The following is a 20,678-nucleotide window of genomic DNA, read 5'->3' on the forward strand; positions in this document are numbered from 1 at the left end:
GGAATGGCCCGCCGCGACAAAGTCGGCGACGCGCACCCGAAGATCGAGAGAATAGCAGTGACCCATGATCCACCTCCCGTTCCAGCAAGTGAATCACAGATCGCACCAGGCCAAAACCCAGGAGCCGAATTTCCAGTCCGGCGCTCTAGCTCAGCGCAGCAAGAGCCTCTTTGTGCAAGGCTGGCGTCGCGGCCGCAACGACACGGCCGTCGCTCGTCAGCCCGAGAGGCCGTCCGGACCAATCCGTGATCACGCCGCCCGCGCCTTCGATGACCGGGACGAGCGAAAGATAATCGTAAGGCTGCAATCCCACCTCGGCGACGACATCTACATGACCGCTCGCCAGCAAGGCATAGGCATAGCAATCCCCGCCGAAACGCCGCAGGGCCACATGCCGGCTCAGCGCCTCGAAACTGTCGCGATCCTTTCCGGTAAAGATATCCGGCGTCGTGGCATAGAGAATGGCCTCCGACAGTACCGTGCACGTGCTCGTCCGGCAGGGCTCGCCATTCCAGAGCGTCGGTGAACCGGCCCGCCCGACCCAACGTTCCCGCAGGGCCGGGTGATCGACGACGCCGACCCGGGGAACTCCTCCCTCCAAATAGGCGATCAATGTGCCGAAGGTCGGCATGCCGGTGATGAAGCTCTTCGTGCCGTCGATGGGATCGATCACCCAGATCCGCTCCGCATCCGCCTTGTCCAGGCCGTGCTCCTCGCCGAACAGGCCGTGATCGGGAAAGCTGTCGCGAATCGCCTGCCTGATGGCCAGTTCGATTTCCCGGTCGGCAATGGTGACGGGTGAGGCATCCGCCTTCGATTCGACCACCAGCTTCTGCCGGAAGTAACGCCGCGCCACAGGGGCCGCCAGGTCGGCAAGTCTCTCGGCGAAAGCCGCGATCTCAAAGAGATTACCCCTGTCATCCTGCTTCATAAATATCCCCATTGAAGGTGATGGACAAACCTTCGAGTATTTGTAAGTCTGTTCTCCAATTACACAAGCACGACAAGTGCAGAGGGGACTGGCAATGAAAGTTTTGAATGCACTCGCTCTAAGCCTATTACTTACCGGTACGGCACATGCCGGCACGGTAACTGCATATACGGCTCTCGAAGAGGACGAGATCGCCGAATACACGGCGGCGGCGAAGAAGGCGCTTCCAGATGTCGATCTGAAGGTGCTCCGGCTCTCGACCGGCGATCTCGGCGCGCGCATCCTGGCGGAAGCTGCCAATCCGCAGCACGACGTCATCTGGGGCTGGGCCGTCACCAACACGATGGACCCGCGCATCCTCGCGTTGCTCGCTCCCTATAAGGCCAAGGGCGCCGACAAGCTTGCAGCCCAATATCATGCGCCCGACGACAAGTGGTTCGCCGCGACCGGCTACATGGCTGCCTTCTGCGTCAACAACGAGCGCGTGAAGGCGAAGAACCTTCCCATGCCGAAGGATTGGGAGGATCTGCTCGATCCGAAGTTCAAAGGCGAAGTGGTGATGCCGAACCCGGTATCGTCCGGCACCGGCTATCTCCAGGTGGTCGGCATCCTGCAGCAGATGGGCGAGGAAAAGGGCTGGAAGTTTCTGAAGGATCTCGACGCGAACGTCGCCCAATACATCAAGTCGGGCTCACGCCCCTGCAAGGCGGCGCGCGCCGGTGAATTCGCCGTGGGGACATCGCTCGCCTTCGCCGGCGTCCAATCGGTCGTGGAAGGCTTCCCCGTCACGATGGTCATTCCGGCCAAGGGTGCGGGCTACGAGCTCGAAGCATCCGCGCTCATGGCGTCCTCGAAGAACAAGGCCGACGCGCAGAAATTCCTCGACTGGACCCTCTCGCCCGAGGCGGCCTCGATCTACGGCAAGTACAAGGAAATCGTGACCACGGCCGGCTACAAGCCCGCCGACGCTTCGATCAAGGCCGGATTGCCGGCGGATGTCTCGAAGGCGCTTCTGCCTATCGATTTCGCGAAATCGGCCAAGGAGCGCGACGCCATTCTGGAACGCTGGCAGAAGGAGATCGGCCGCTGACGGACCAAAGCCCGATGCAGCTTCAGCTCCAGCACATTACCAAGGCCTTCGGACACGTCGTCGCCCTCGGCGACGTGTCCTTCTCCGCCGAGGCTCCGGAATTCATCTGTCTCCTCGGCCCTTCCGGGTGCGGGAAAACCACCCTGCTCCGGCTGATCGCGGGCCTCTCGACGCCCGATAGCGGCCAGCTTCTGCTGGATGGAGAAGACCTGACGCGCGTGCCCGCGCGCCAGCGCGGCTTCGGCATCGTATTCCAGGCCTATTCGCTTTTCCCCAACATGACCGTCGCCGAGAATATTGGCTATGGCCTCAAAATCCGCGGCCGCAAGCCCAAGGAGATCAAGGAGCGGGTCGGCCAGCTTCTCGATCTGATCCGTCTGCCGCATCTGGCAGACCGCTATCCCTATCAGCTTTCCGGCGGCCAGCAGCAGCGCATCGCCCTGGCCCGCGCGGTTGCCGTCGATCCGAAACTACTCCTCCTCGACGAACCGCTCTCCGCCCTCGACGCCAAGGTGAGAACCGAGCTGCGCGCCGAGATCCGCGAGTTGCAGAAGCGGCTCGGCATTCTCACCATCATGGTCACGCACGACCAGGAAGAGGCCCTGATGCTGGCCGACCGGGTGGTTTGCATGCAGGATGGACGCATCGCTCAGATCGGCACTCCGACTGCGCTTTACACGCATCCGGCCAACCGCTTCGTCGCCGACTTCATGGGCGTCAGCAATCTCATGGAGCAGAGTTCCGTGCGTCGATGGGCAGGCCATCTGCTCAACGGCCACACTCCGCCCGAGGACTACATCGCCTGCGTCCGTCCTGAGGATATCGCCATTCGTTCCGGAGCGACGGGTGCACGTGTGAAGGAGGTGCAATTCCTCGGCAATCTGTCCCGCATCCAGCTCGAATGGGCCGGCGGCACATTGATCGTACAGGAAGCCGGGCGGACCGACCTCGTCCCCGGGGTCGAAGTCGGCATCGACATTCCCGCGGAACGCTGCGCGTGGGTGGCTCCGCAATGAGCGCCACCGCAGCGCCGGCGAAGCGCGAATTCGATATCGACCGGCTGTTCCTCGCACTATGCCTCGCGGTGCCTCTCGTGGCGCTGCTCCTGTTCTTCGCCTATCCGCTGGCGACAGTGGTCCTGCGCAGTTTCACGCAAGGCGACGGCAGTATCGGCTTCGGCAACTATGTCAGGATTCTCAACGCGGCCAGCTTCTGGCGCGCTACCGTCAACAGCCTCGTCATGAGCCTCTCGACGACGGCGGCCGCCCTCATCTGCGGCCTCATCGTCGCTTATGCCGTCCATCGCTGCCGAGTGCCGGGCCGCGCGCTTCTCATCGGCGCCGTCTCGTTGCCGCTTCTCGCACCATCGCTCGTCCAGGGACTCGGCCTCATCTTTCTTCTTGGCCGCAACGGCATCATCACCAAGACAACCGGTCTCGAAATCAACATCTACGGCTTCTGGGGTCTTCTGATCGCCAACGGACTCTATGCCTTGCCGCAGGCCGTCCTGATCATTGGCGCGGCTTTACGCGCCGCCGATGCGCGCATCTATGAGGCCGCAGAAATTCTCGGCACATCGGGCCTCCGAAAGTTCATCGACATTACCCTGCCCAACATTAAGTTCGGTCTGCTGAGCGCCGGATTCATCGTGTTCACCGTGACGATCACCGATTTCGGCAACGCAGCCACCATCGGCGGCGATTATGCCATCCTGGCGACGGAGATTTACAGTCAGGTGGTCGGCCAGATGAACTTCAACATGGGTGCCGTGGTCGGCATCCTGCTGCTGCTCCCGACCATCCTCGCCTTCTACCTGGAACGCGTCGCGTCACAGCGGCAGTTCGGATCGGTCAGCGATTCCGCCGTGCCGCTCTCGCCGGTCTTCACGCCCAAGCGCGACATTCCGATGGCCGCTGCGTCCTGGCTCGTCGCATTACTGCCCATCGTCACCATCGGCATCGTCGTCTATGGCAGTTTCGTATGGCTCTGGCCGTATCGCTTCGATCTCACCTTCCGCCATTATGCGGTCAAGGTGGCCGGTGGATACGATCCGCTGTGGACCACGGTGCAGATCTCGATCGCAGCGGGCGTGATCGGCACGCTCCTGCTCTTCGCCTTCGGCTTCGCGTTGCAGCGGCTTCCTCGCCATTGGGTGAAGCCGATCTATTTCGTCTGCCTTCTGCCGGCCGCTGTGCCCGGGCTCGTGCTCGGCCTTGCCTATATCTTCGCCTTCAACGTTCCCAGCATTCCGCTCTATGCCCTCTACGGCACAGCAACGTTGCTCGCGATCTGCAACGTCATGCACTACTGGACGCAAGGCTTCCTGACGACGATGACAGGCTTGAGGCAGGTTCCGCCGACGCTCGAGGAGACCGCCTCTTGCCTGGGAGCCAACCTGCCGCGTCTCGTGAGTGACGTGGTTGTGCCTTCCATGGCGCCGACGCTGATTTCCGTGTTCTTCTTCATGTTCATGCGATCGATGGTGACGCTCTCCGCCGTGATCTTCCTCGTCACGGCTTCCGTCAGCGTCGCCTCCGTCTCGATCATGCGTCTCGACGAGGCCGGCTTCACGTCACAGGCGGCAGCTTTCGCCACCTGCACCATGGCCATCGTCGTAGCGGCGTCGCTGCTCATGCGCGTCAGCCTGTGGTTTCTCGGGCGGAAGAGTCTAGCCTGAAAGATCTCTTCCGCCCTGACTGGCGAGCCTGCCAAGCGTGACGGTCGCTTCCGTCAGCTCGTCCTGACACCGCTATCCTCGATCCGCTCAGGCGCCCCAGTTGCTTTCGCCTCGCGCCGACGCCGGTGCAGGATCCATTCGGTATAACCGTTGGGTTGCTCGCGGCCCTTGAAGATCAGGTCGCAGGCAGCCTGGAAGGCGGGTCCGTCGAAGCCGGGCACCATCGGGCGATAGAGCGGATCACCGGCATTCTGGCGGTCCACCACCTCGGCCATGCGCTTGAGCGCCTGCGTCACCTGATCTTCCGAGACGATGCCGTGGCGCAGCCAGTTGGCCAGATGCTGGCTTGAGATGCGCAAAGTCGCGCGGTCCTCCATCAGCCCGACATCGTGAATGTCCGGCACCTTGGAGCAGCCGACGCCCTGATCGACCCAGCGCACCACATAGCCGAGAATGCCCTGGCAGTTGTTGTCGATTTCCTGCTGCACCGCCTCCGGTGGCCAGTTCGACTGCGACACCGGGATGGTCAGGATATCGGAGAGCTTCGCCCGCGGGCGCTTCTTCAACTCCTCCTGACGGGCCTGCACATCGACCTGATGATAGTGCAGTGCGTGAAGCGTGGCGGCCGTCGGCGACGGCACCCAGGCGGTGGTGGCGCCGGCCATCGGATGAGCGATTTTCTGCGCCAGCATATCGGCCATCTTGTCGGGCGCGGCCCACATGCCCTTGCCGATCTGCGCCTTGCCGGGCAGGCCGCAGGCCAGACCGATATCGACATTGTTGTCCTCGTAGGCCTTGATCCACGCCGTCGATTTCATGTCGTTCTTGCGGATCATCGGGCCCGCTTCCATCGAGGTGTGAATCTCGTCGCCGGTGCGGTCGAGGAAGCCGGTATTGATGAAGAAGATCCGCTCCATCGCCGCGCGGATCGCTCCTTTCAGATTGACCGTGGTGCGCCGCTCCTCGTCCATGATGCCCATCTTGAGCGTGTTGCGACGAAGCGACAGCATGTCCTCCACGCGTGCGAACAGGTCGTTGGCGAAGGCGACCTCATCCGGCCCATGCATCTTGGGCTTGACGATATAGATCGAACCTGTGCGGCTGTTACGCAAAGCTCCCGTGCCGCGCAGGTCATGGATCGCAATGAGCGCGGTGACGGCGGCGTCGAGAATGGTCTCCGGGATCGGATTGCCAGCCGCGTCGAGCACCGCATCGGTGAACATGTGGTGTCCGACATTGCGCACCAGCATCAGGCTGCGGCCGTGCAGGCGCAACTCGCCTCCGGCGGGGGCCGTATAGGCCCGGTCCGGGTTGAGACGGCGCTCGATCATCCGTCCGCCCTTCTCGAAATTCTCGACGAGATTGCCTCTCATCAGGCCGAGCCAGGTGCGATACACCTGCACCTTGTCCTCGGCATCCACCGCCGCGACGCTGTCTTCCAGGTCCATGATGGTGGACAGGGCGGATTCGACCACCACATCGGCGATGCCGGCCGGATCGTCCGCCCCGATGGAATGCGAGCGGTCGATGCGGATGTCGAGATGCAGGTTGTTGTGGCGCAGCAATATCCCTGACGGGCCTGCCGCATCGCCCTGATACCCGACAAACTGGTCTGGATCCGCAAGGCCGCTCTGGCTACCGTTCTGGAGACGAACGGAGAGTACGCTACCATCGATGGTGTAGGCGACAGCATCTTTGTGGCTTCCCTTCGCCAGGGGCACGGACTGGTCGAGGAAGTCGCGGACCCAGGCCACGACCCGCGCGCCACGCACCTTGTTGTAGCCGCCGGAGCGGGCCGCGCCACCCTCCTCCGGAATCACGTCCGTGCCATAGAGGGCATCGTAAAGGCTGCCCCAGCGGGCATTGGCGGCGTTCAATGCATAGCGGGCATTCGAGACCGGCACCACGAGCTGCGGCCCGGCGATGCGGGCGATCTCATCGTCCACATGCTCGGTCGCGACCGAGAAATCCTCCGGATCCGGCCGAAGATAGCCGATCTCGCGCAGAAAAGCCTCATAATGCCCCTGATCGAGAGGCTGGCCCGCGCGCTCGCGATGATAGGCGTCGATTCGGCTTTGCAACGTGTCCCGCACGGCCAGCAGATCGCGGTTGCGGGGCGCAAATTCCTGCACCAGGGCGGCGAGACCGTCCCAGAACGCCTCCGGCGACACGCCAGTGCCTTCCAAGGCTTCCCCGTTGACGAAATCATGGAGAACCGGGGCGATCTGCAGACCGTGCTTCTGGATGCGTTTCATAATGTCCGCTTTCGTGGGGTGGGTTGTCTCTCGTGAGCCTATCTTAAGGCCTCCGAGCAGGAAATGGAGGGGCAGGCCTTTCGAAAGGATGGCTTCTGCCTCTCTGCAAGATGACTGACGCAGCTTCTCTTCCGATACCGTCAAGCCATGTCCATGCAAATGGACTCTATTCCCGGTCAGGCTTGGCTTAGATGATCTCGCTCCGGTCAAGGCGCTTCGTTTCCAGCGCCTCTGTCAGGATGCTGGCCGTGAAGATTTCAATGAAAGCCTCCGCCGTTCGCGACAGGGGCATGCCCGGCAGGGTGACGATGCCGTAGTCGGAATTGCGCGCGGGACGGAAGGGGCGGATCTCGACGGGGAGCGAGCGGAAGAAGCTTGCGATCAGGCCCGGGACGATGGCAACACCCAGGCCACTCGCCGCGCAGGCGCAGGCGGCTTCGACGGAATGGACCTCGACGCGGCAGCGATGCGGCACCCGCGAGTTCCGCAGCTCATCCTCAAGCTCGTTTCGCGCCGTCCTCTGCCGTCCCAGGAGGATAAGGTCCGCCGTCGCCAGGTCTTTCAGGCCGATCACGTCCTTGGCGGCGAGCGGATGGTCCTTGGCCATGACGCAGGTCGTACCGCCGCGCAGCAGCGGGCGGATATCGAAACCCTGGTCCTCGGTAGGAAGGCGCACGAAGCCGAGATCGGCCGCGCGCGCCTGCATCATCTGCTCGATGGCGCCATAGGGCCCCGGCAGAACCTCGACGACGACCCGGGGGCGATCCTCAAAAAAGCGTACCAATACCCTCGGCAAGACCGTCGTGGTCATGCTGTGGGGAAAGGCGACCCGAAGCAGCGTGTCGCTGTCGGACCCGGCCTTGAGGTCGGCGGCCTTGCGTTTCACCCTTGCCAGGACCTCCGTGAGTTCCTCGACCTCCGGCACGAGTGCGCGAGCCTCCGGCCGTGGAACGAGGCGGCCCTTGTCCCGAATGAACAACTCGAATCCGATATCGGCCTCGAGCGCGGTCAGATGCCGGCTGATCGCCGATTGCGAGATTTTCAGGATCGCCGAAGCGCCAACGGTCGAGCCGACAGCCATCACGGCCTTCAGGACTTCAAGTTGCTTCAGGTTCATGTCTGCAAATACTCTCCCGCCTCTCACTAACCCATTTCTAAAATGTCATCACCCTACCCGGTCTAATCATATTATTGCGCGGACTCCCGAACGGCGCTTAACCTCCGCACCAACCTTAAGAGGGGGAAAGCGCCAATGATGCGCCACGATCAACGACGGGCACCGGCAGCCAGGATGGAGACAATTTTCCATCGGGGCCATGGACATGCCGCAGGATGGCGCCCATGACCGTCTTCGTCATTCGCCGCCTGTCCCAGAGCCTCTTCGTTCTTCTCGTCACCTCCGTCATCGTTTTCACGGGCATCTACGCCGTCGGAAACCCCATCGATATTTTGCTCGCGCCCGATGCGACTTTCGCCGAGCGCGAGCAGGCAATCCGGGCGCTAGGCCTCGACCGGCCGATGTGGGAGCAGTACGGCACATTCCTCTGGAATGCATTGCATGGGGACCTCGGTCGCTCCTTCGTGTTCAACCAACCCTCCATTGATCTCATCCTGAACCGCATGCCGGCCACGCTGGAATTGGCCTTCGTCGCCCTGGCAATGTCGCTTGCGATCGGCATCCCACTCGGTCTCTGGGCCGGTCTCAAGCCCGGCAGCGCGCTCGACGAAACGGTCATGACGGGCTCGATCCTGGGCTTCAGCCTGCCGAATTTCTGGCAGGGCATGATGCTCATCATGATCTTTTCCGTCTGGCTCGGCTGGCTGCCCTCCTCCGGCCGAGGCGAACTCGGCACATTCCTCGGCTTTCGCACCAGCCTCACCACGTGGTCCGGAATTTCCCATCTGATCCTGCCGGCGATCAACCTTGCCCTGTTCAAGATCTCCCTCGTCATCCGTCTCACCCGCAGCGGCGTACGGGAAACGATGCCGCTCGATTTCGTGAAATTCGCCCGCGCCAAGGGCTTGTCCGAGCGCCGCATCGTCTCGGTGCATGTGCTCAAGAACATCATGATTCCCATCGTTACCGTGGTCGGCGTGGAGTTCGGCAGCATCATCGCCTTCGCCATCGTGACAGAGACGATCTTCGCGTGGCCCGGCATGGGCAAGCTCCTGATCGACTCGATCATGCGGCTCGACCGACCCGTGGTGGTGGCCTATCTCCTCGTCGTTGTAACATTGTTTATCGTCATCAATTTCGTGGTCGATATCCTCTACTCCCTCCTCGATCCCCGCATCCGACTCGGGAGCGCAGTATGACCACGCTGGCCTTTCGCCGCTTCGGCGAGGACAATCTTCTCGCACGCGCTCTCAACGGTATTCTGAAAAGCCCGAAGGCAACGGTGGCTGGGATCGTCTGCATCCTGCTTCTGCTGACCGCGCTGATCGGCCCCTGGCTCGCGCCGCAGAACCCCTATGACCTCATGCAGATCAGCATCATGGATGCCAAGCTGCCGCCGGGCTCGGAAAGCATGACGGGCAGCACCTATTGGCTCGGCACCGACGGGCAGGGCCGGGACATGCTCTCCGCCATGATCTACGGCTTGCGGACCAGCCTCGCCGTCGGGCTCGTGAGCGGGGTCGTCGCCTTGAGCATTGGCACGTCGCTCGGCCTCATCGCCGCTTATTTCGGTGGGCGCATCGATACGCTGATCATGCGTCTCGTCGACCTGATGCTTGGCTTCCCGACGATCCTCGTCGCGCTGATGCTGCTGGCGCTGATCGGCCAGGGGCTCGGCAAAGTCATGACCGCCCTCGTGCTCGTGCAATGGGCCCTGTTCGCCCGTGCCGTGCGCGGCGCGGCCCTCGTCGAGAAGGGTAAGGAATATATCGAGGCTGCGATGTGTCTCGATTTGAGCAAGACGCGCATTCTGTTCGGCCACCTTCTGCCGAATTGCCTACCGCCTCTGATCGTCATCGCAACTCTGCAGGTCGCGAATGCAATTGCCGCCGAAGCGACATTGAGCTTCCTCGGCATCGGCCTGCCGATCACCGAGCCGTCCCTCGGGCTTCTTATTTCCAACGGGTATGAAGTTCTCATGTCCGGGCAGTACTGGATCAGTGTCTATCCGGGCCTGCTGCTCGTCGCCCTCGTCTTCAGCATCAACATCGTGGGCGACCGCCTGCGCGAGGTGCTGAATCCGCGGCTTCAAAAGTAGGAGCGGCGCATGACGACACCAACGCTCAAGGTCGAAAATCTCCACACGCATTTCTTCACGGAGAAAGGCATCGTCAAAGCCGTCGATGGCGTCAGCTTCGAGCTCGGCCGCGGCGAAGTGCTCGGGCTCGTCGGCGAATCCGGTTCGGGCAAGTCCATCACCGGCTTCTCGATTCTCGGCCTCGTCGACCCTTCAGGAAAAGTGACGGGCGGACGCATCCTGTTTCAGGGACAGGACCTTGTCGGCCTCTCCCCCAAGGAGATGCGCAATCTGCGCGGCCGACGGATCGCGATGATCTTTCAGGATCCGATGATGACCCTCAATCCGGTGCTCAGCATCGAGACGCAGATGGTCGAGACGGTTCTGGCTCACGAGAAGGTCAGCCGGAAGGAGGCGCGGGCCCGCGCCCGCGATACCCTCGGCATGGTGGGCATTCCCTCGCCGGACGAGCGGCTATCCTCCTATCCGCATCAATTTTCCGGTGGCATGCGTCAGCGCGTGGCGATTGCCATTGCATTGCTGCATAGGCCGGACCTGATCATCGCGGACGAGCCGACGACAGCGCTGGATGTGACGATCCAGTCCCAGATCCTGGCGCAAATCCAGAGCCTGACCAAGCAGCTCGGCATGGCGCTGGTCTGGATCAGCCACGATCTCGGCGTGGTCGCCGGCTTGGCCCATCGTGTTGCGGTCATGTATGCGGGCCGCATTGTCGAGATCGGTCCTACGGACGATATTCTCGACCACCCGACCCATCCCTACACCATCGGCCTCATGCAATCCGTCCCCGCGAACGTGCCGCGCGGTTCGGAACTGCGCGCCATTCCCGGCATGGCACCCTCGCCTCTGCAGCGGCCTTCAGGTTGCGCTTTCCGCCAGCGCTGCGCTTTCGCAACGTCGATCTGCGAGGACGAACCTCCTCTCCATACATCAGGATCGATTGCCTGGCGCTGTTTCCATCCGCAAGCGAGGAGGGCAGCATGATTCCCCTCGTCGAAGCCGTCGATGTGTCCAAGCGGTTCGTCCGCGACCTCGACTATGCCGAGCGTCTCGCGCGCCTCTTCGGTGCGGACCTCAAGGCGCAGATCGTCCATGCGGTCGACCATGTGGATCTGAAGATCATGCCCGGTGAGGTCGTGGGCCTTGTCGGCGAGTCCGGTTGCGGCAAATCCACCTTGGGTCGTGTCATGGCGGGCATCATGAAGCAGAGCGACGGCGAGGTGCTTTGGCAAGGCAAGGCGCGGAGCGCGCTGGATACGAAGGCCGCCCATGCGGCCCGCCTCTCGGCGCAGATGATCTTTCAGGATCCGATGTCGTCTCTCAACCCGCGCAAGCAGGTCATCGACATCATCGGCGAAGCGCCGGTCGCTCACGGAATCGTCCCGCGCCGGGAGAAAGATGCCTATGTCGCGGCTCTGATGCAGAGGGTCGGCCTCGACCCCTCCTACCGGCAGCGCTACCCGCACCAATTCTCCGGCGGTCAGCGCCAGCGCATCGGCATTGCGCGCGCGTTGGCGGTCAAACCGCAGTTCATCGTCTGCGATGAATCCGTCGCCGCGCTCGACGTGTCGATTCAGGCGCAGATCATCAATCTGTTCATGGAGCTGAAGCGGGATCTGGGCCTCACCTATCTCTTCATCAGCCACGATCTTGGCGTCGTGAAGCATATCAGCGACCGGGTCGCGATCATGTATCTCGGCCGCATCGTCGAGAGCGCTCCGGCAGATGCTTTCTTCGCCAAGCCCAATCATCCCTACACCGTAGCACTTCTCGAAGAGGTCCCGAGCATCGCCCATCGCCGACGCTCGTTCTCGCCGATCAAGGGCGAGATCCCCTCCCCGCTTTCCCCGCCGAGCGGATGTCATTTTCATCTGCGCTGCCCGCATGCCTTCGACCGCTGCCGACGCGAGGCGCCGACGCTGCGGGAGATCGCCCCAGGCCATATCAGCGCCTGTCATCTAAACGATATCGAAGCGGCTGCCCTCCAATCCAAAATTGCCGCGATCTGAGCCAGAAGGAGAACGTCATGAAGCTAGCTGAATATCTGAGAAATCTCGGGCTTACCGTGTCGGTGGCGGTCCTCATGGGACTGACCTCGGCGCATGCCGCCAACCTGATCATGGGAAGCTCCACGGAGCCTTCGGCCCTTGATCCGCATTTCTCGCGCACGGGCAACAATCAGAACGTGGCGGCGCAGATCTTCGACCGCCTCATTGAGCCGGATCCGAACCTGCAGATCAAACCGTCGCTGGCGGAGTCATGGACCAATGTCGACCCGACCACATGGCGCATCAAGCTGCGCTCCGGCGTTAAATTCCAGGACGGTGCGCCGCTGACGCCCGAGGATGTGATCTATTCTCTCACCCGCGTGAAGGACATTCCGAACAGCCCTGCGCCGTTCACGGGCAATGTGGGCGCCATTGCCAGCATGAGCGTTGTCGATCCGCAGACGATCGAGTTCAAGACCAAGGATCCTACGCCTGATTTTATCGAGCAGGTGGGGCTGGTCTACATCGTTCAGAAGAAGCTCTCCGAGGGCAAGTCGATCGAGGCGTTCAACGACCGCTCCGCCACCGTGGGCACTGGCCCCTACAAGGTGACCGAATGGGTGCCGGGCGATCATATCAGCCTCGTGCGCAATGACCTGTACTGGGGCAAGAAGCCTGATTTCGAGAACGTGACGATCCGTTTCATCGCCAATGATGCAGCCCGCGTGGCGGCCCTGCGTTCGGGCGCGGTCGACATCATCGATGCGGTCCCGCCGAACGACGTAATGACCCTCGAAAAGGTCAAGGGACTGAAGCTGTCCTCCATCGCGTCCGCACGCATCATCTACCTTGCCCTCGATGCCAGCCGCGGCGAAAGTCCCTTCATCGTGGGTACGGACGGCAAGCAGCTCAACCCGAATCCGCTGAAAGATCGGCGCGTCCGGCAGGCTCTCTCCAAGCTCATCAATCGCCAGCTCATCGTCGACCGGCTTCTCGATGGAGCCGGTGAGGCGGCGGGCCAGCTCGTGCCCGTCGGCATCGGCGGCTCCGACCCATCCCTGAAGCCCATGGCCTATGATGTTCAGGGCGCGAAGAAGCTTCTCGCCGATGCAGGATACCCGCAAGGCTTCGGCATCACGATCCACACCTCGAACGATCGCTTTGCCGGAGACTCCGAGAGCGCCCAGGCCATTGGGCAGATGTTCGCGCAGGGCGGCCTCAAAGTGAACGGCGTGGTCGCACAGCCCTACAACGTCTATGCGTCGGCGGCCGGCAAGCAGCAGTTCAGCGCTTTCATCTTTTCGCTCGGTAACACTACGCCGACCTCGGCGACGAGCCTGCGCAATCTTCTGATGACGCCGAACAAGGAAGCTGGCACAGGCTCGTTCAACCGTACGCGCTATTCCAACGCGGCCTTCGACGCGAAGATGAAGGAAGCGACCTCCGAATTCGATCCGCAGAAGCGCATCACCCTGCTCCAGGAGGCAAGCCGTATCGGGATCGAGGATGTGGGTTTCGTTCCCCTGTTCTGGCCCAAGGTCTACTGGGCATCGAAAGACAACGTTTCCTACATCGCAAACCGCGGTGAGGACTTCATGGCGACTCTTGCTGGAACGGCCCAATGACCTCGCAGGCTATTCGCTCTGCCAATGACTCCACCTCTTCCGAGGTGGAGTTCATCGGCGACGATATTATCGTGCATCGCAATGTGATGGTTCGCATGCGGGACGGTGTCCACCTCGCGACGGATATCTACCGGCCGGCGGTCGATGGGCGCCCGGTCGAAGATCCACTGCCTGTCCTCATGGAGCGGACACCCTACGGCAAGAACCAGCGCTCGCGGTCGGAAATCGAACCGGGCATGAGTCAGCCCCTGACCCGCTCCGAAGTCGCATCTCACTTCGTGCGGGCCGGCTATGTGGTGATCTATCAGGATTGCCGCGGACGCTATGGGTCGGAAGGCGAGTTCACTAAATATCTCTCCGAAGGGCCGGACGGCTACGATACCTGTGCTTGGATCGTCGGGCAGGCTTGGTGCAATGGCAAGATCGGCACCATGGGCCTCTCCTATGCCGCCCATACGCAGGCTGCTCTGGCCTGCCTCAACCCGCCGGGCCTTGCCTGCATGGTGATGGATTCGGGTGGTTTCTCGAGTGCCTATCGCACAGGCATTCGCCAAGGCGGCGCTTTCGAGCTTAAGCAGCTGACTTGGGCCTACAACAACTCCAAGGAAAGTCCGGAAGCGCAGGACGATCCGCTCGTGCTTCGAGCACTCGAGGCAGAGGACCTCAAGGCGTGGTTCACGGTTCTGCCGTGGTCCGAAGGGCGCTCTCCGGTGCGCTGGGTTCCCGAATACGAGAGCTACGTGCTTGAGCAATGGCGTCAGGGCGCGTTCGGAGATTTCTGGAAGAAGGTCGGAATTTACGCCGAAGGCTCCTACGACACTTTCCCTGAAGTTCCCGTCGCCCTGCTGTCGAGCTGGTATGACGCTTATGTCCGCACCACCTTCGACAATCATGAAGGCCTGTCGCGTGGCGGGAAGCGCCCGCTGGCGCTGATCATGGGACCCTGGCTACACGGAAACCGGAACACGACAGCATCCGGCGATGCGGAGTTCGGCAGTCAGGCCACCATTGCCGGCAATGTCACGCCCACCTGGCTCGAATTCCGCCGCCGCTGGTTCGACCGCTGGCTGAAGAATGTCGAGAACGAGGTCGAAGCCGAACCGCCGGTACGCCTGTTTCTCATGGGCGGAGGCACGGGACACAAAACCGCCAAGGGCAAGCTCGATCACGGGGGCCGCTGGATTCAGGCCTCACACTGGCCCCTGCCGGAAGTCGAGAGCCGATCATTCTATCTCCACCGCGGCGGCCGTCTCTCGGACGAGCTTCCAAAGTCGGACGCACAACCTCTCAGCTACGATTTTGACCCGTCGGATCCGGTGCCGACCATCGGCGGCGCGCTCACCAGCGGGCAGCCGGTCTTCGAAGGCGGCGCCTTCGATCAGCGCGAGGCTCCGCAATTCTTCGGTTGCCGCAATCCGGGCCTTCCGCTTTCCGCGCGGCGAGACGTTTTGTCCTTCGAGACTGCGCCGCTCGAACGGGATGTGGCCGTGATCGGCCCGATCAATGTGGAGCTGTGGGTTTCGTCCGATGCTCTCGACACGGATTTCACGGCGAAGCTGATCGATTTCTACCCTCCCTCCGAGGATTATCCGACCGGATATTCAATGCTCCTGACGGACGGCATTTTCCGCTGCCGTTACCGCAAATCCTGGGAGCACCCGGAACTGCTCGTACCGGGTGAAGTGTTTCAGATCACCATTGAACCTTTCGCGACCGCGAATCTGTTCGCCAAGGGCCACCGGATCCGCATCGACATCTCTTCGTCCAACTTCCCGAAATTCGACGTGAATCCGAATACCGGTGATCCGGAGGGGATGGGGCGGACACGAAAGATCGCCCGCAACAGCGTGTTCATGGATGCTGCCCATCCATCGCGCATCATCCTGCCTCTCGTCGAGCCGTCACGCATCCGGCCTCTCTCGAAGGCGGATTAGGCGCGTTCACCCAGTCGGGCGACTCTCGCCCGATCCCCATCCTCAAGATCGGCCGTCATGGCGTCGAAAACGCGCCGGGCGGCCGCATCGTCCAGGGGAAACGGCGAAGGCGCAAGCGCCTGCGGCGTCGACGCAGGACGACCAACTGCAATGGGAAGGATCTCGACCTTTCGACACTCCCGGCTTTTTACATCGAACTCGCACCGACATACGGCTCCTGTCCATACGTCGACACCTTCGCGGTCATAGACTTCGCTTCTGCGTGTATGGAAAATGAAATTGCCAAGTCCCGCCAAGACCGGCTTGCCGCGATGAAAACCGATGCCTTGAAGAACCGGCGCACCGGTGCCGACGATCAGATCGGCTCCTTCATCAATCAGGCGTCGCGACAGATCCATCACCCAGGTGGGCACCCTGCTCCATTCCGGATCCCAATGGTGGTTGTGAAGCGCCACGATGACGATCTCCGCCTGTTTGCGGGCTTGAGCGAGAACGTCCGTGAACGATGCCAGATCGTCAGGTTCAACCTCGAAGCGGCTTTCGATCGAGGCTCCCTCCTGAACCGTCGTTCCGAAAACCTCCAACCCGCGAGGCATTGCGGAATGACCTGTGCGATATCCCACCGCCGCTCGTGCCGCCTCGCGTCGATCATCACCGAGGCCTGAGACAATGGATTGAAGAATGCCGTATTCGGGCGACGGAACCTGCACGATACGGCGTATCCGCAAAGGGTTAATTCCAGCGCGGTCAGCCGATGCATAGACGATCTCGGGCTGTGGGCCCAAATCCACCGACAATACCGCTACCGTTCCTGCCGCGGTTCGTATGATTGCGGCGCGGGCTGCCTGCTCACGGTTCAAGCCACTCCCGGTCAAATGCATTCCATGGGACTCAGCGACCGCGCGGGTCCGTGCGATCCCAGGCGGCCCGAGATCGAAAGCATGATTGTTGGCGTGAACAAGCACACCGACGCCTAGAGCTTTCAACGAGGCTACCCCATCCGCGTTCGTCAGATGAAGCGTCTTGGTTTTCGTTGGCCATGCCCCCTCCGTCTCGACCGTCGCTTCGAGATTCGCCACGGAAAGATGCGCGCTGGAGAGGACGTCACCGACACACTTCGATCCCTTCGTTGAAAGGTCAAGACCACGGTGGAGAAGGGCCTGCCCGGTGACGGAAACAATGATGGAGGACATCGGCAGAAGGACCATTCAAAGTAAAGATAGAGATTCACACGCCGTCAAAGTGGTTCGAAGGCCGATGAACCAGGATCGGAGCGGAAGCGCTCATCATAAGCCGCCTCAACGACAGTCCTTGAACACGACGCAATTCACAAGCAGTACAATCGTTAGCCCCCATGGGATCAGGCTGAGGGGGGCAGCAATCAAGAGCCAAAGCCCGCGCCGCCCGAGAACGATCAGGCCTTTAATGGACAGCCCGATCCATACCGAAGGGAGCACCAGGAAATAGACCATCCCGAAGAGTGCCGTCGGGAAGTGGGTTTGTGCAGGCCACCAGCACCGGGATCCCCAAGGCGATAAAGCAAGGATGACCAGACCAAAGGCTACAGAACTGGCGAGCCATGATGCCAAGCGACTCTGCTTTACGCCATTGCCCTTAGTCATGGCAGCGGAGCGTTCTGCTGTCTCCTCCGCGCACATCGAAGCGGAAACCATTCGGTGAGAGTCGGATCATGTGATGTTTTGTTTTTGGAATGATCGCCCCGATTCAATCAGGTTTCCGCCTCTTTGTCGAGACGCCGGCCCCCTGTCCTCCGCGAATAATAGATACGCTTGGCTTCATACATTAACATGTCGGCCCGCTTCACGACCGATTCGAGGCGCTCGCCAGGCTCGCTGGTTGCTGCACCCATGGAGAAACTCAACGTCTGGCTCGAATAAAACTGATTATTGATGTCCACCAGTCGCTCGATGTTCTCCATCATTACCGCACCGTCCCGCTCGTCGGTAGCTGGAAGCAGCAACGCGAATTCGTCACCGCCGATGCGCGCCGCATAGCATGGCTTTTGAACAAGCTCGTTCAGAACCTCGCCGGCCCGCCGCAGCAAATCGTCACCTGAGGCATGACCTGAATGATCATTCGTCGCCTTCAGACCGTTGAGGTCGGCCACGATGATCGTCACAGGAAACGGCCCCTTGCGCTCGAGACGGTTCAATTCATCGACATAGAACGATCGGTTATAGAGCTTGGTCAGAACGTCATGTTTGCCGAGATATTCGAGATAGGCTTCGGCTTTCTTGCGGGCGGTAATATCCGTGAGCGCAACCTGAACCAGTGACCAATCGTGTTCATGGCCAGGCAGCACCGAGAACTGCAAATGGACGTGAAGCTCGTCGCCTTGGAGCGAGTAGTTGATGACCTCACGCTGCTGGAAGATCTTCCCCTCCCACAGATCGATCAGCTGCTCTCTGAAGTGGGGTTGCATGTCATCGCGAAAAACGTCGCGGAGATTTCGCAGCAATGTCGGCTTGTCGGGTGCAGCAAAGAGTTCAAGTGTATGCTGATTCACGTCAATGACGCGGATTTCGTTCATGCACCGTTCGACGAACTCTGGGTGAACATCGGTGAACACTCGAAAGTCGGTGATTCCCTTCTCACGCACTTCGTCGAGGAGGCATTTGACGCTACTGAAATCTTCCACCCAGAGCGACACCGGCGAATGCTCGAACAATCCACGAGCATATTCCTCGCTGCGGGCAAGTTTGCGCTGGGCGGTCTCTCGTTCAGTGACATCCTCAATGGCGATCAGGACACGCTCCCACCCCTTTTCGTAGCCCGGTAGGATGCTACCCTTTAATTGGATATCGAGCCTGCGGCCGGCCAAGGTGTAGTTAACCGTATGGCTGAAGAATGTCGTCTGCCCATCCCACAACTGCACCAGTTCATCGATATGAGTCTTGAGCATGTCATTGCGGAAAATCAGACCCAGATTAGCGACAAGATGCGATAGATCTTCGGCCTCGAACAACGTGAGCGTCTTGCGGTTCACCTTGATGACGTGGATCGAATCCGAACAAGCCTCAACGCGTCTCACGTCTTCACGCAGATAATCCCGCAACGAGGTGACGCCGGCTTGGCGCCATTCGTCGAACAGCTTTTTGATGCCGCTGTAATCTTCTAACCAGAGCGAGACAGGGGCTAGATCGAACATCTCCGCATCTTCGCCGTGGGTACTATCCGACTGCACAATTGAAGTATCATCGCCAGGATGCAGCATGGATCATCCGCAAGTTGTCAATCAGCCTGAATAGCTCAACACTTGCGAATCCTGTAACGCAAGTTGTTTGTCCGGCCTAGGCTTCAGGCCCCTCAATGACTATTCTTCCTCAACCTTGAGCCAAGAAAACTAAAAGATATAACATATAATAATCAGATCCACCCTGCCTCGCCTTGGCGGGCGCGACAGGCAAGCACAATCGCTCGCAGGGCTATTTTGCTGCAAATTCCGGACGGTTCATCAGCTTGACGCCGATATCAATTTGCCGACGGTGTGCCGGGCGCCGTCCATGTAGAGCCGCGCCAGAGCCGTCGTCACGGAATGGGTGAAGCATGGATCGGCAGGCAAGTCGTCACCAAAGATTTCACGGATGCCGAACAGCTTCTGTGCAAGCCGCTCGGGATCTCCCTCTGCCGCATCCGCCAGGTTGCGCAGGCGCTGCGCCATCGGATCACGGACATCGATAGGCGCATGCTTTTCATCGAAGCCCGTCACGTAGCGCATCCATGCCGCGACGCCGAGCGCCAAGCGGTCGATCGAAGCATTCTTTGACAGACGATCACGCACCGTTCCCAAGAGGCGCTGCGGCAGTTTCTGCGAACCGTCCATGGCGATCTGCCAAGTGCGGTGTTTCAGGGCTGGATTCTTGAAGCGTTCGACGAGCGCGCGCTTGTAAGCATCGAGATTGGCCCCCGGCGGCATATGCAGGGTCGGCGTCACCTCTTCGTCCATTAGGCCCTCGATCAGCCGTACAAAGGCGGAATCGGCCATGGTATCGGCCACCGTCTCATAACCCGCGAGATACCCAAGATAGGCGAGCGTGGAGTGGCTGCCATTGAGAAGCCTGAGCTTCATATGCTCGTAAGGCTCCACATCGGACACGAATTCCGCCCCGGCCTCCTCCCAGGCCGGACGACCTTGGCGGAAGTCGTCCTCAATCACCCATTGCGTGAAGGGTTCCGTAATGACCGGCCACGCATCGTCCATGCCGAGCGCCCGCCCGATCCGCGCGCGGTCCTCATCGGTCGTAGCAGGAACGATCCGGTCGACCATGGTCGAGGGGAATGAAACTTCATTTTCGATGAATGCACCGAGATCAGGATCAAGGAGTTTCGCGTAACGCGTAAGTACGCGTTTGACGGTGCGTCCATTCGACGGAAGATTGTCACAGCTCATGACTGTGAAGGGCGGCACGCCCGCGCTCCTTCGGCGGCGCAGCGCTTCGACGATGAAGCCGGGAGCCGATCGTGGTCGAGTGGAATTCGAAAGGTCGTGAATGACGTCGGGATGTGTCTCGTTCAGCTCACCGGTCGCCGGATCATGGCAATAGCCCTTTTCCGTTACGGTCAGCGAAACGATCCGAATCCGAGGATCGGACATGACCCCCAGAAGATCCTCGATGGCCTCTGGCGCAACGATGACCCGCGCAATGGAACCGATCACGCGTAGCGCTTCGCCTTCGCGGGAACGGACGGAGAGCGTGTAGAATCCATCCTGCGGCTCCAGTGCGTCCCGGGTATCCGGACTGCGCAAGCTTGCGGCAACGATGCCCCACCGGGGATGGCGGGGAAGCACCGTGTCCGTGTAGACGGCCTGATGCGCGCGATGGAAGGCGCCGACGCCAAGATGCACGATGCCAGACGTGACCTTGCTCCGGTCATAGCCAGGGCGGACGATCTGCGTGGGCAAATCGTCGAGAGCAGCCCCATTCAGGCGCTTCGCCATGAT

15 protein-coding genes are annotated in these 20,678 nt (G+C 61.0%); 9 read left to right on the forward strand and 6 right to left on the reverse strand.

All coding sequences use genetic code 11. The annotated features are described in order from the left end of the window. Nucleotides 1–145: 145 nt before the first annotated feature. A complete protein-coding gene (hisN, locus tag AB4Y97_RS10840; RefSeq protein WP_441999059.1) occupies nucleotides 146–931 on the reverse strand; it encodes a histidinol-phosphatase in 786 nt (261 codons plus the stop codon). 94 nt (nucleotides 932–1,025) lie between these two features. On the opposite strand from hisN, the gene AB4Y97_RS10845 reads away from it, so the two are divergent. Genes AB4Y97_RS10845 through AB4Y97_RS10855 form a run of 3 tightly spaced genes read left to right on the forward strand, consistent with a single transcriptional unit; the run spans nucleotide 1,026 to nucleotide 4,698 of the window. Beyond that, on the forward strand, nucleotides 1,026–2,021 hold the full coding sequence (locus tag AB4Y97_RS10845; RefSeq protein ID WP_441999060.1) for an ABC transporter substrate-binding protein: 996 nt from the start codon (nucleotides 1,026–1,028) through the stop codon (nucleotides 2,019–2,021). A 14-nt stretch (nucleotides 2,022–2,035) separates the two neighbouring features. Continuing rightward, a complete protein-coding gene (locus AB4Y97_RS10850; RefSeq protein WP_441999061.1) occupies nucleotides 2,036–3,037 on the forward strand; it encodes an ABC transporter ATP-binding protein in 1,002 nt (333 codons plus the stop codon). Then, nucleotides 3,034–4,698: an ABC transporter permease subunit gene (locus tag AB4Y97_RS10855; RefSeq protein ID WP_441999062.1), complete on the forward strand. Its 1,665-nt coding sequence runs from the start codon at nucleotides 3,034–3,036 to the stop codon at nucleotides 4,696–4,698. The genes AB4Y97_RS10850 and AB4Y97_RS10855 overlap by 4 nt, the downstream gene beginning before the upstream one ends. 53 nt (nucleotides 4,699–4,751) lie before the next feature. On the opposite strand, the gene AB4Y97_RS10860 is transcribed toward AB4Y97_RS10855, so the two are convergent. Together AB4Y97_RS10860 and AB4Y97_RS10865 are read right to left on the reverse strand one after the other, a co-directional pair. Beyond that, on the reverse strand, nucleotides 4,752–6,953 hold the full coding sequence (locus AB4Y97_RS10860) for a malate synthase G (RefSeq protein ID WP_441999063.1): 2,202 nt from the start codon (nucleotides 6,951–6,953) through the stop codon (nucleotides 4,752–4,754). 187 nt (nucleotides 6,954–7,140) lie between these two features. Then, entirely contained in the window at nucleotides 7,141–8,070 is a 930-nt protein-coding gene (locus tag AB4Y97_RS10865) for a LysR family transcriptional regulator (RefSeq protein WP_441999064.1), read from the reverse strand. A 224-nt stretch (nucleotides 8,071–8,294) separates the two neighbouring features. On the opposite strand from AB4Y97_RS10865, the gene AB4Y97_RS10870 reads away from it, so the two are divergent. The 6 genes from AB4Y97_RS10870 to AB4Y97_RS10895 are packed head-to-tail and all read left to right on the forward strand — an operon-like array spanning nucleotide 8,295 to nucleotide 15,715. Continuing rightward, the gene (locus AB4Y97_RS10870; RefSeq protein WP_441999065.1) at nucleotides 8,295–9,269 is read left to right on the forward strand and encodes an ABC transporter permease; all 975 of its coding nucleotides are present in this window, start codon (nucleotides 8,295–8,297) and stop codon (nucleotides 9,267–9,269) included. Next, the gene (locus AB4Y97_RS10875; RefSeq protein WP_441999066.1) at nucleotides 9,266–10,168 is read left to right on the forward strand and encodes an ABC transporter permease; all 903 of its coding nucleotides are present in this window, start codon (nucleotides 9,266–9,268) and stop codon (nucleotides 10,166–10,168) included. The genes AB4Y97_RS10870 and AB4Y97_RS10875 overlap by 4 nt, the downstream gene beginning before the upstream one ends. Nucleotides 10,169–10,177: 9 nt before the next feature. Beyond that, nucleotides 10,178–11,152 carry an ABC transporter ATP-binding protein gene (locus AB4Y97_RS10880; RefSeq protein WP_441999067.1) on the forward strand — a complete coding sequence of 325 codons (975 nt, stop codon included), beginning with the start codon at nucleotides 10,178–10,180 and terminating at the stop codon, nucleotides 11,150–11,152. Beyond that, nucleotides 11,149–12,177, forward strand: coding sequence for an ABC transporter ATP-binding protein (locus tag AB4Y97_RS10885; protein ID WP_441999068.1), 1,029 nt, complete (start codon nucleotides 11,149–11,151; stop codon nucleotides 12,175–12,177). Before AB4Y97_RS10880 ends, AB4Y97_RS10885 begins: the two co-directional genes overlap by 4 nt. A 17-nt stretch (nucleotides 12,178–12,194) precedes the next feature. Next, the gene (locus AB4Y97_RS10890) at nucleotides 12,195–13,781 is read left to right on the forward strand and encodes an ABC transporter substrate-binding protein (RefSeq protein ID WP_441999069.1); all 1,587 of its coding nucleotides are present in this window, start codon (nucleotides 12,195–12,197) and stop codon (nucleotides 13,779–13,781) included. Next, the gene (locus AB4Y97_RS10895) at nucleotides 13,778–15,715 is read left to right on the forward strand and encodes a CocE/NonD family hydrolase (RefSeq protein ID WP_441999070.1); all 1,938 of its coding nucleotides are present in this window, start codon (nucleotides 13,778–13,780) and stop codon (nucleotides 15,713–15,715) included. The genes AB4Y97_RS10890 and AB4Y97_RS10895 overlap by 4 nt, the downstream gene beginning before the upstream one ends. On the opposite strand, the gene AB4Y97_RS10900 is transcribed toward AB4Y97_RS10895, so the two are convergent. The 3 genes from AB4Y97_RS10900 to AB4Y97_RS10910 all read right to left on the reverse strand — a co-directional run bounded on the left by AB4Y97_RS10900 (nucleotide 15,712) and on the right by AB4Y97_RS10910 (nucleotide 20,675). Continuing rightward, nucleotides 15,712–16,923 carry a CapA family protein gene (locus AB4Y97_RS10900; protein WP_441999071.1) on the reverse strand — a complete coding sequence of 404 codons (1,212 nt, stop codon included), beginning with the start codon at nucleotides 16,921–16,923 and terminating at the stop codon, nucleotides 15,712–15,714. The genes AB4Y97_RS10895 and AB4Y97_RS10900 overlap by 4 nt on opposite strands. Nucleotides 16,924–17,444: 521 nt before the next feature. After that, a complete protein-coding gene (locus AB4Y97_RS10905; RefSeq protein WP_441999072.1) occupies nucleotides 17,445–18,950 on the reverse strand; it encodes a diguanylate cyclase domain-containing protein in 1,506 nt (501 codons plus the stop codon). A gap of 240 nt (nucleotides 18,951–19,190) precedes the next feature. Beyond that, nucleotides 19,191–20,675 (reverse strand): mannitol dehydrogenase family protein, encoded by a 1,485-nt coding sequence (locus tag AB4Y97_RS10910; protein ID WP_441999073.1) that lies wholly within the window; start codon nucleotides 20,673–20,675, stop codon nucleotides 19,191–19,193. Nucleotides 20,676–20,678 lie beyond the last annotated feature (3 nt).

Origin of the sequence: Microvirga sp. 2TAF3 (genome assembly GCF_052114965.1) — a bacterium.
GTDB lineage: Bacteria > Pseudomonadota > Alphaproteobacteria > Rhizobiales > Beijerinckiaceae > Microvirga.

Coding starts and splice junctions, on each gene's coding strand:
- hisN (WP_441999059.1), bottom strand. CDS start 931: ATGAAGCAGGATGACAGGGGTAATCTCTTTGAGATCGCGGCTTTCGCC.
- AB4Y97_RS10875 (WP_441999066.1), top strand. CDS start 9,266: ATGACCACGCTGGCCTTTCGCCGCTTCGGCGAGGACAATCTTCTCGCA.
- AB4Y97_RS10890 (WP_441999069.1), top strand. CDS start 12,195: ATGAAGCTAGCTGAATATCTGAGAAATCTCGGGCTTACCGTGTCGGTG.
- AB4Y97_RS10880 (WP_441999067.1), top strand. CDS start 10,178: ATGACGACACCAACGCTCAAGGTCGAAAATCTCCACACGCATTTCTTC.
- AB4Y97_RS10895 (WP_441999070.1), top strand. CDS start 13,778: ATGACCTCGCAGGCTATTCGCTCTGCCAATGACTCCACCTCTTCCGAG.
- AB4Y97_RS10870 (WP_441999065.1), top strand. CDS start 8,295: ATGACCGTCTTCGTCATTCGCCGCCTGTCCCAGAGCCTCTTCGTTCTT.
- AB4Y97_RS10905 (WP_441999072.1), bottom strand. CDS start 18,950: ATGCTGCATCCTGGCGATGATACTTCAATTGTGCAGTCGGATAGTACC.
- AB4Y97_RS10885 (WP_441999068.1), top strand. CDS start 11,149: ATGATTCCCCTCGTCGAAGCCGTCGATGTGTCCAAGCGGTTCGTCCGC.
- AB4Y97_RS10845 (WP_441999060.1), top strand. CDS start 1,026: ATGAAAGTTTTGAATGCACTCGCTCTAAGCCTATTACTTACCGGTACG.
- AB4Y97_RS10855 (WP_441999062.1), top strand. CDS start 3,034: ATGAGCGCCACCGCAGCGCCGGCGAAGCGCGAATTCGATATCGACCGG.
- AB4Y97_RS10910 (WP_441999073.1), bottom strand. CDS start 20,675: ATGGCGAAGCGCCTGAATGGGGCTGCTCTCGACGATTTGCCCACGCAG.
- AB4Y97_RS10865 (WP_441999064.1), bottom strand. CDS start 8,070: ATGAACCTGAAGCAACTTGAAGTCCTGAAGGCCGTGATGGCTGTCGGC.
- AB4Y97_RS10900 (WP_441999071.1), bottom strand. CDS start 16,923: ATGGTCCTTCTGCCGATGTCCTCCATCATTGTTTCCGTCACCGGGCAG.
- AB4Y97_RS10850 (WP_441999061.1), top strand. CDS start 2,036: ATGCAGCTTCAGCTCCAGCACATTACCAAGGCCTTCGGACACGTCGTC.
- AB4Y97_RS10860 (WP_441999063.1), bottom strand. CDS start 6,953: ATGAAACGCATCCAGAAGCACGGTCTGCAGATCGCCCCGGTTCTCCAT.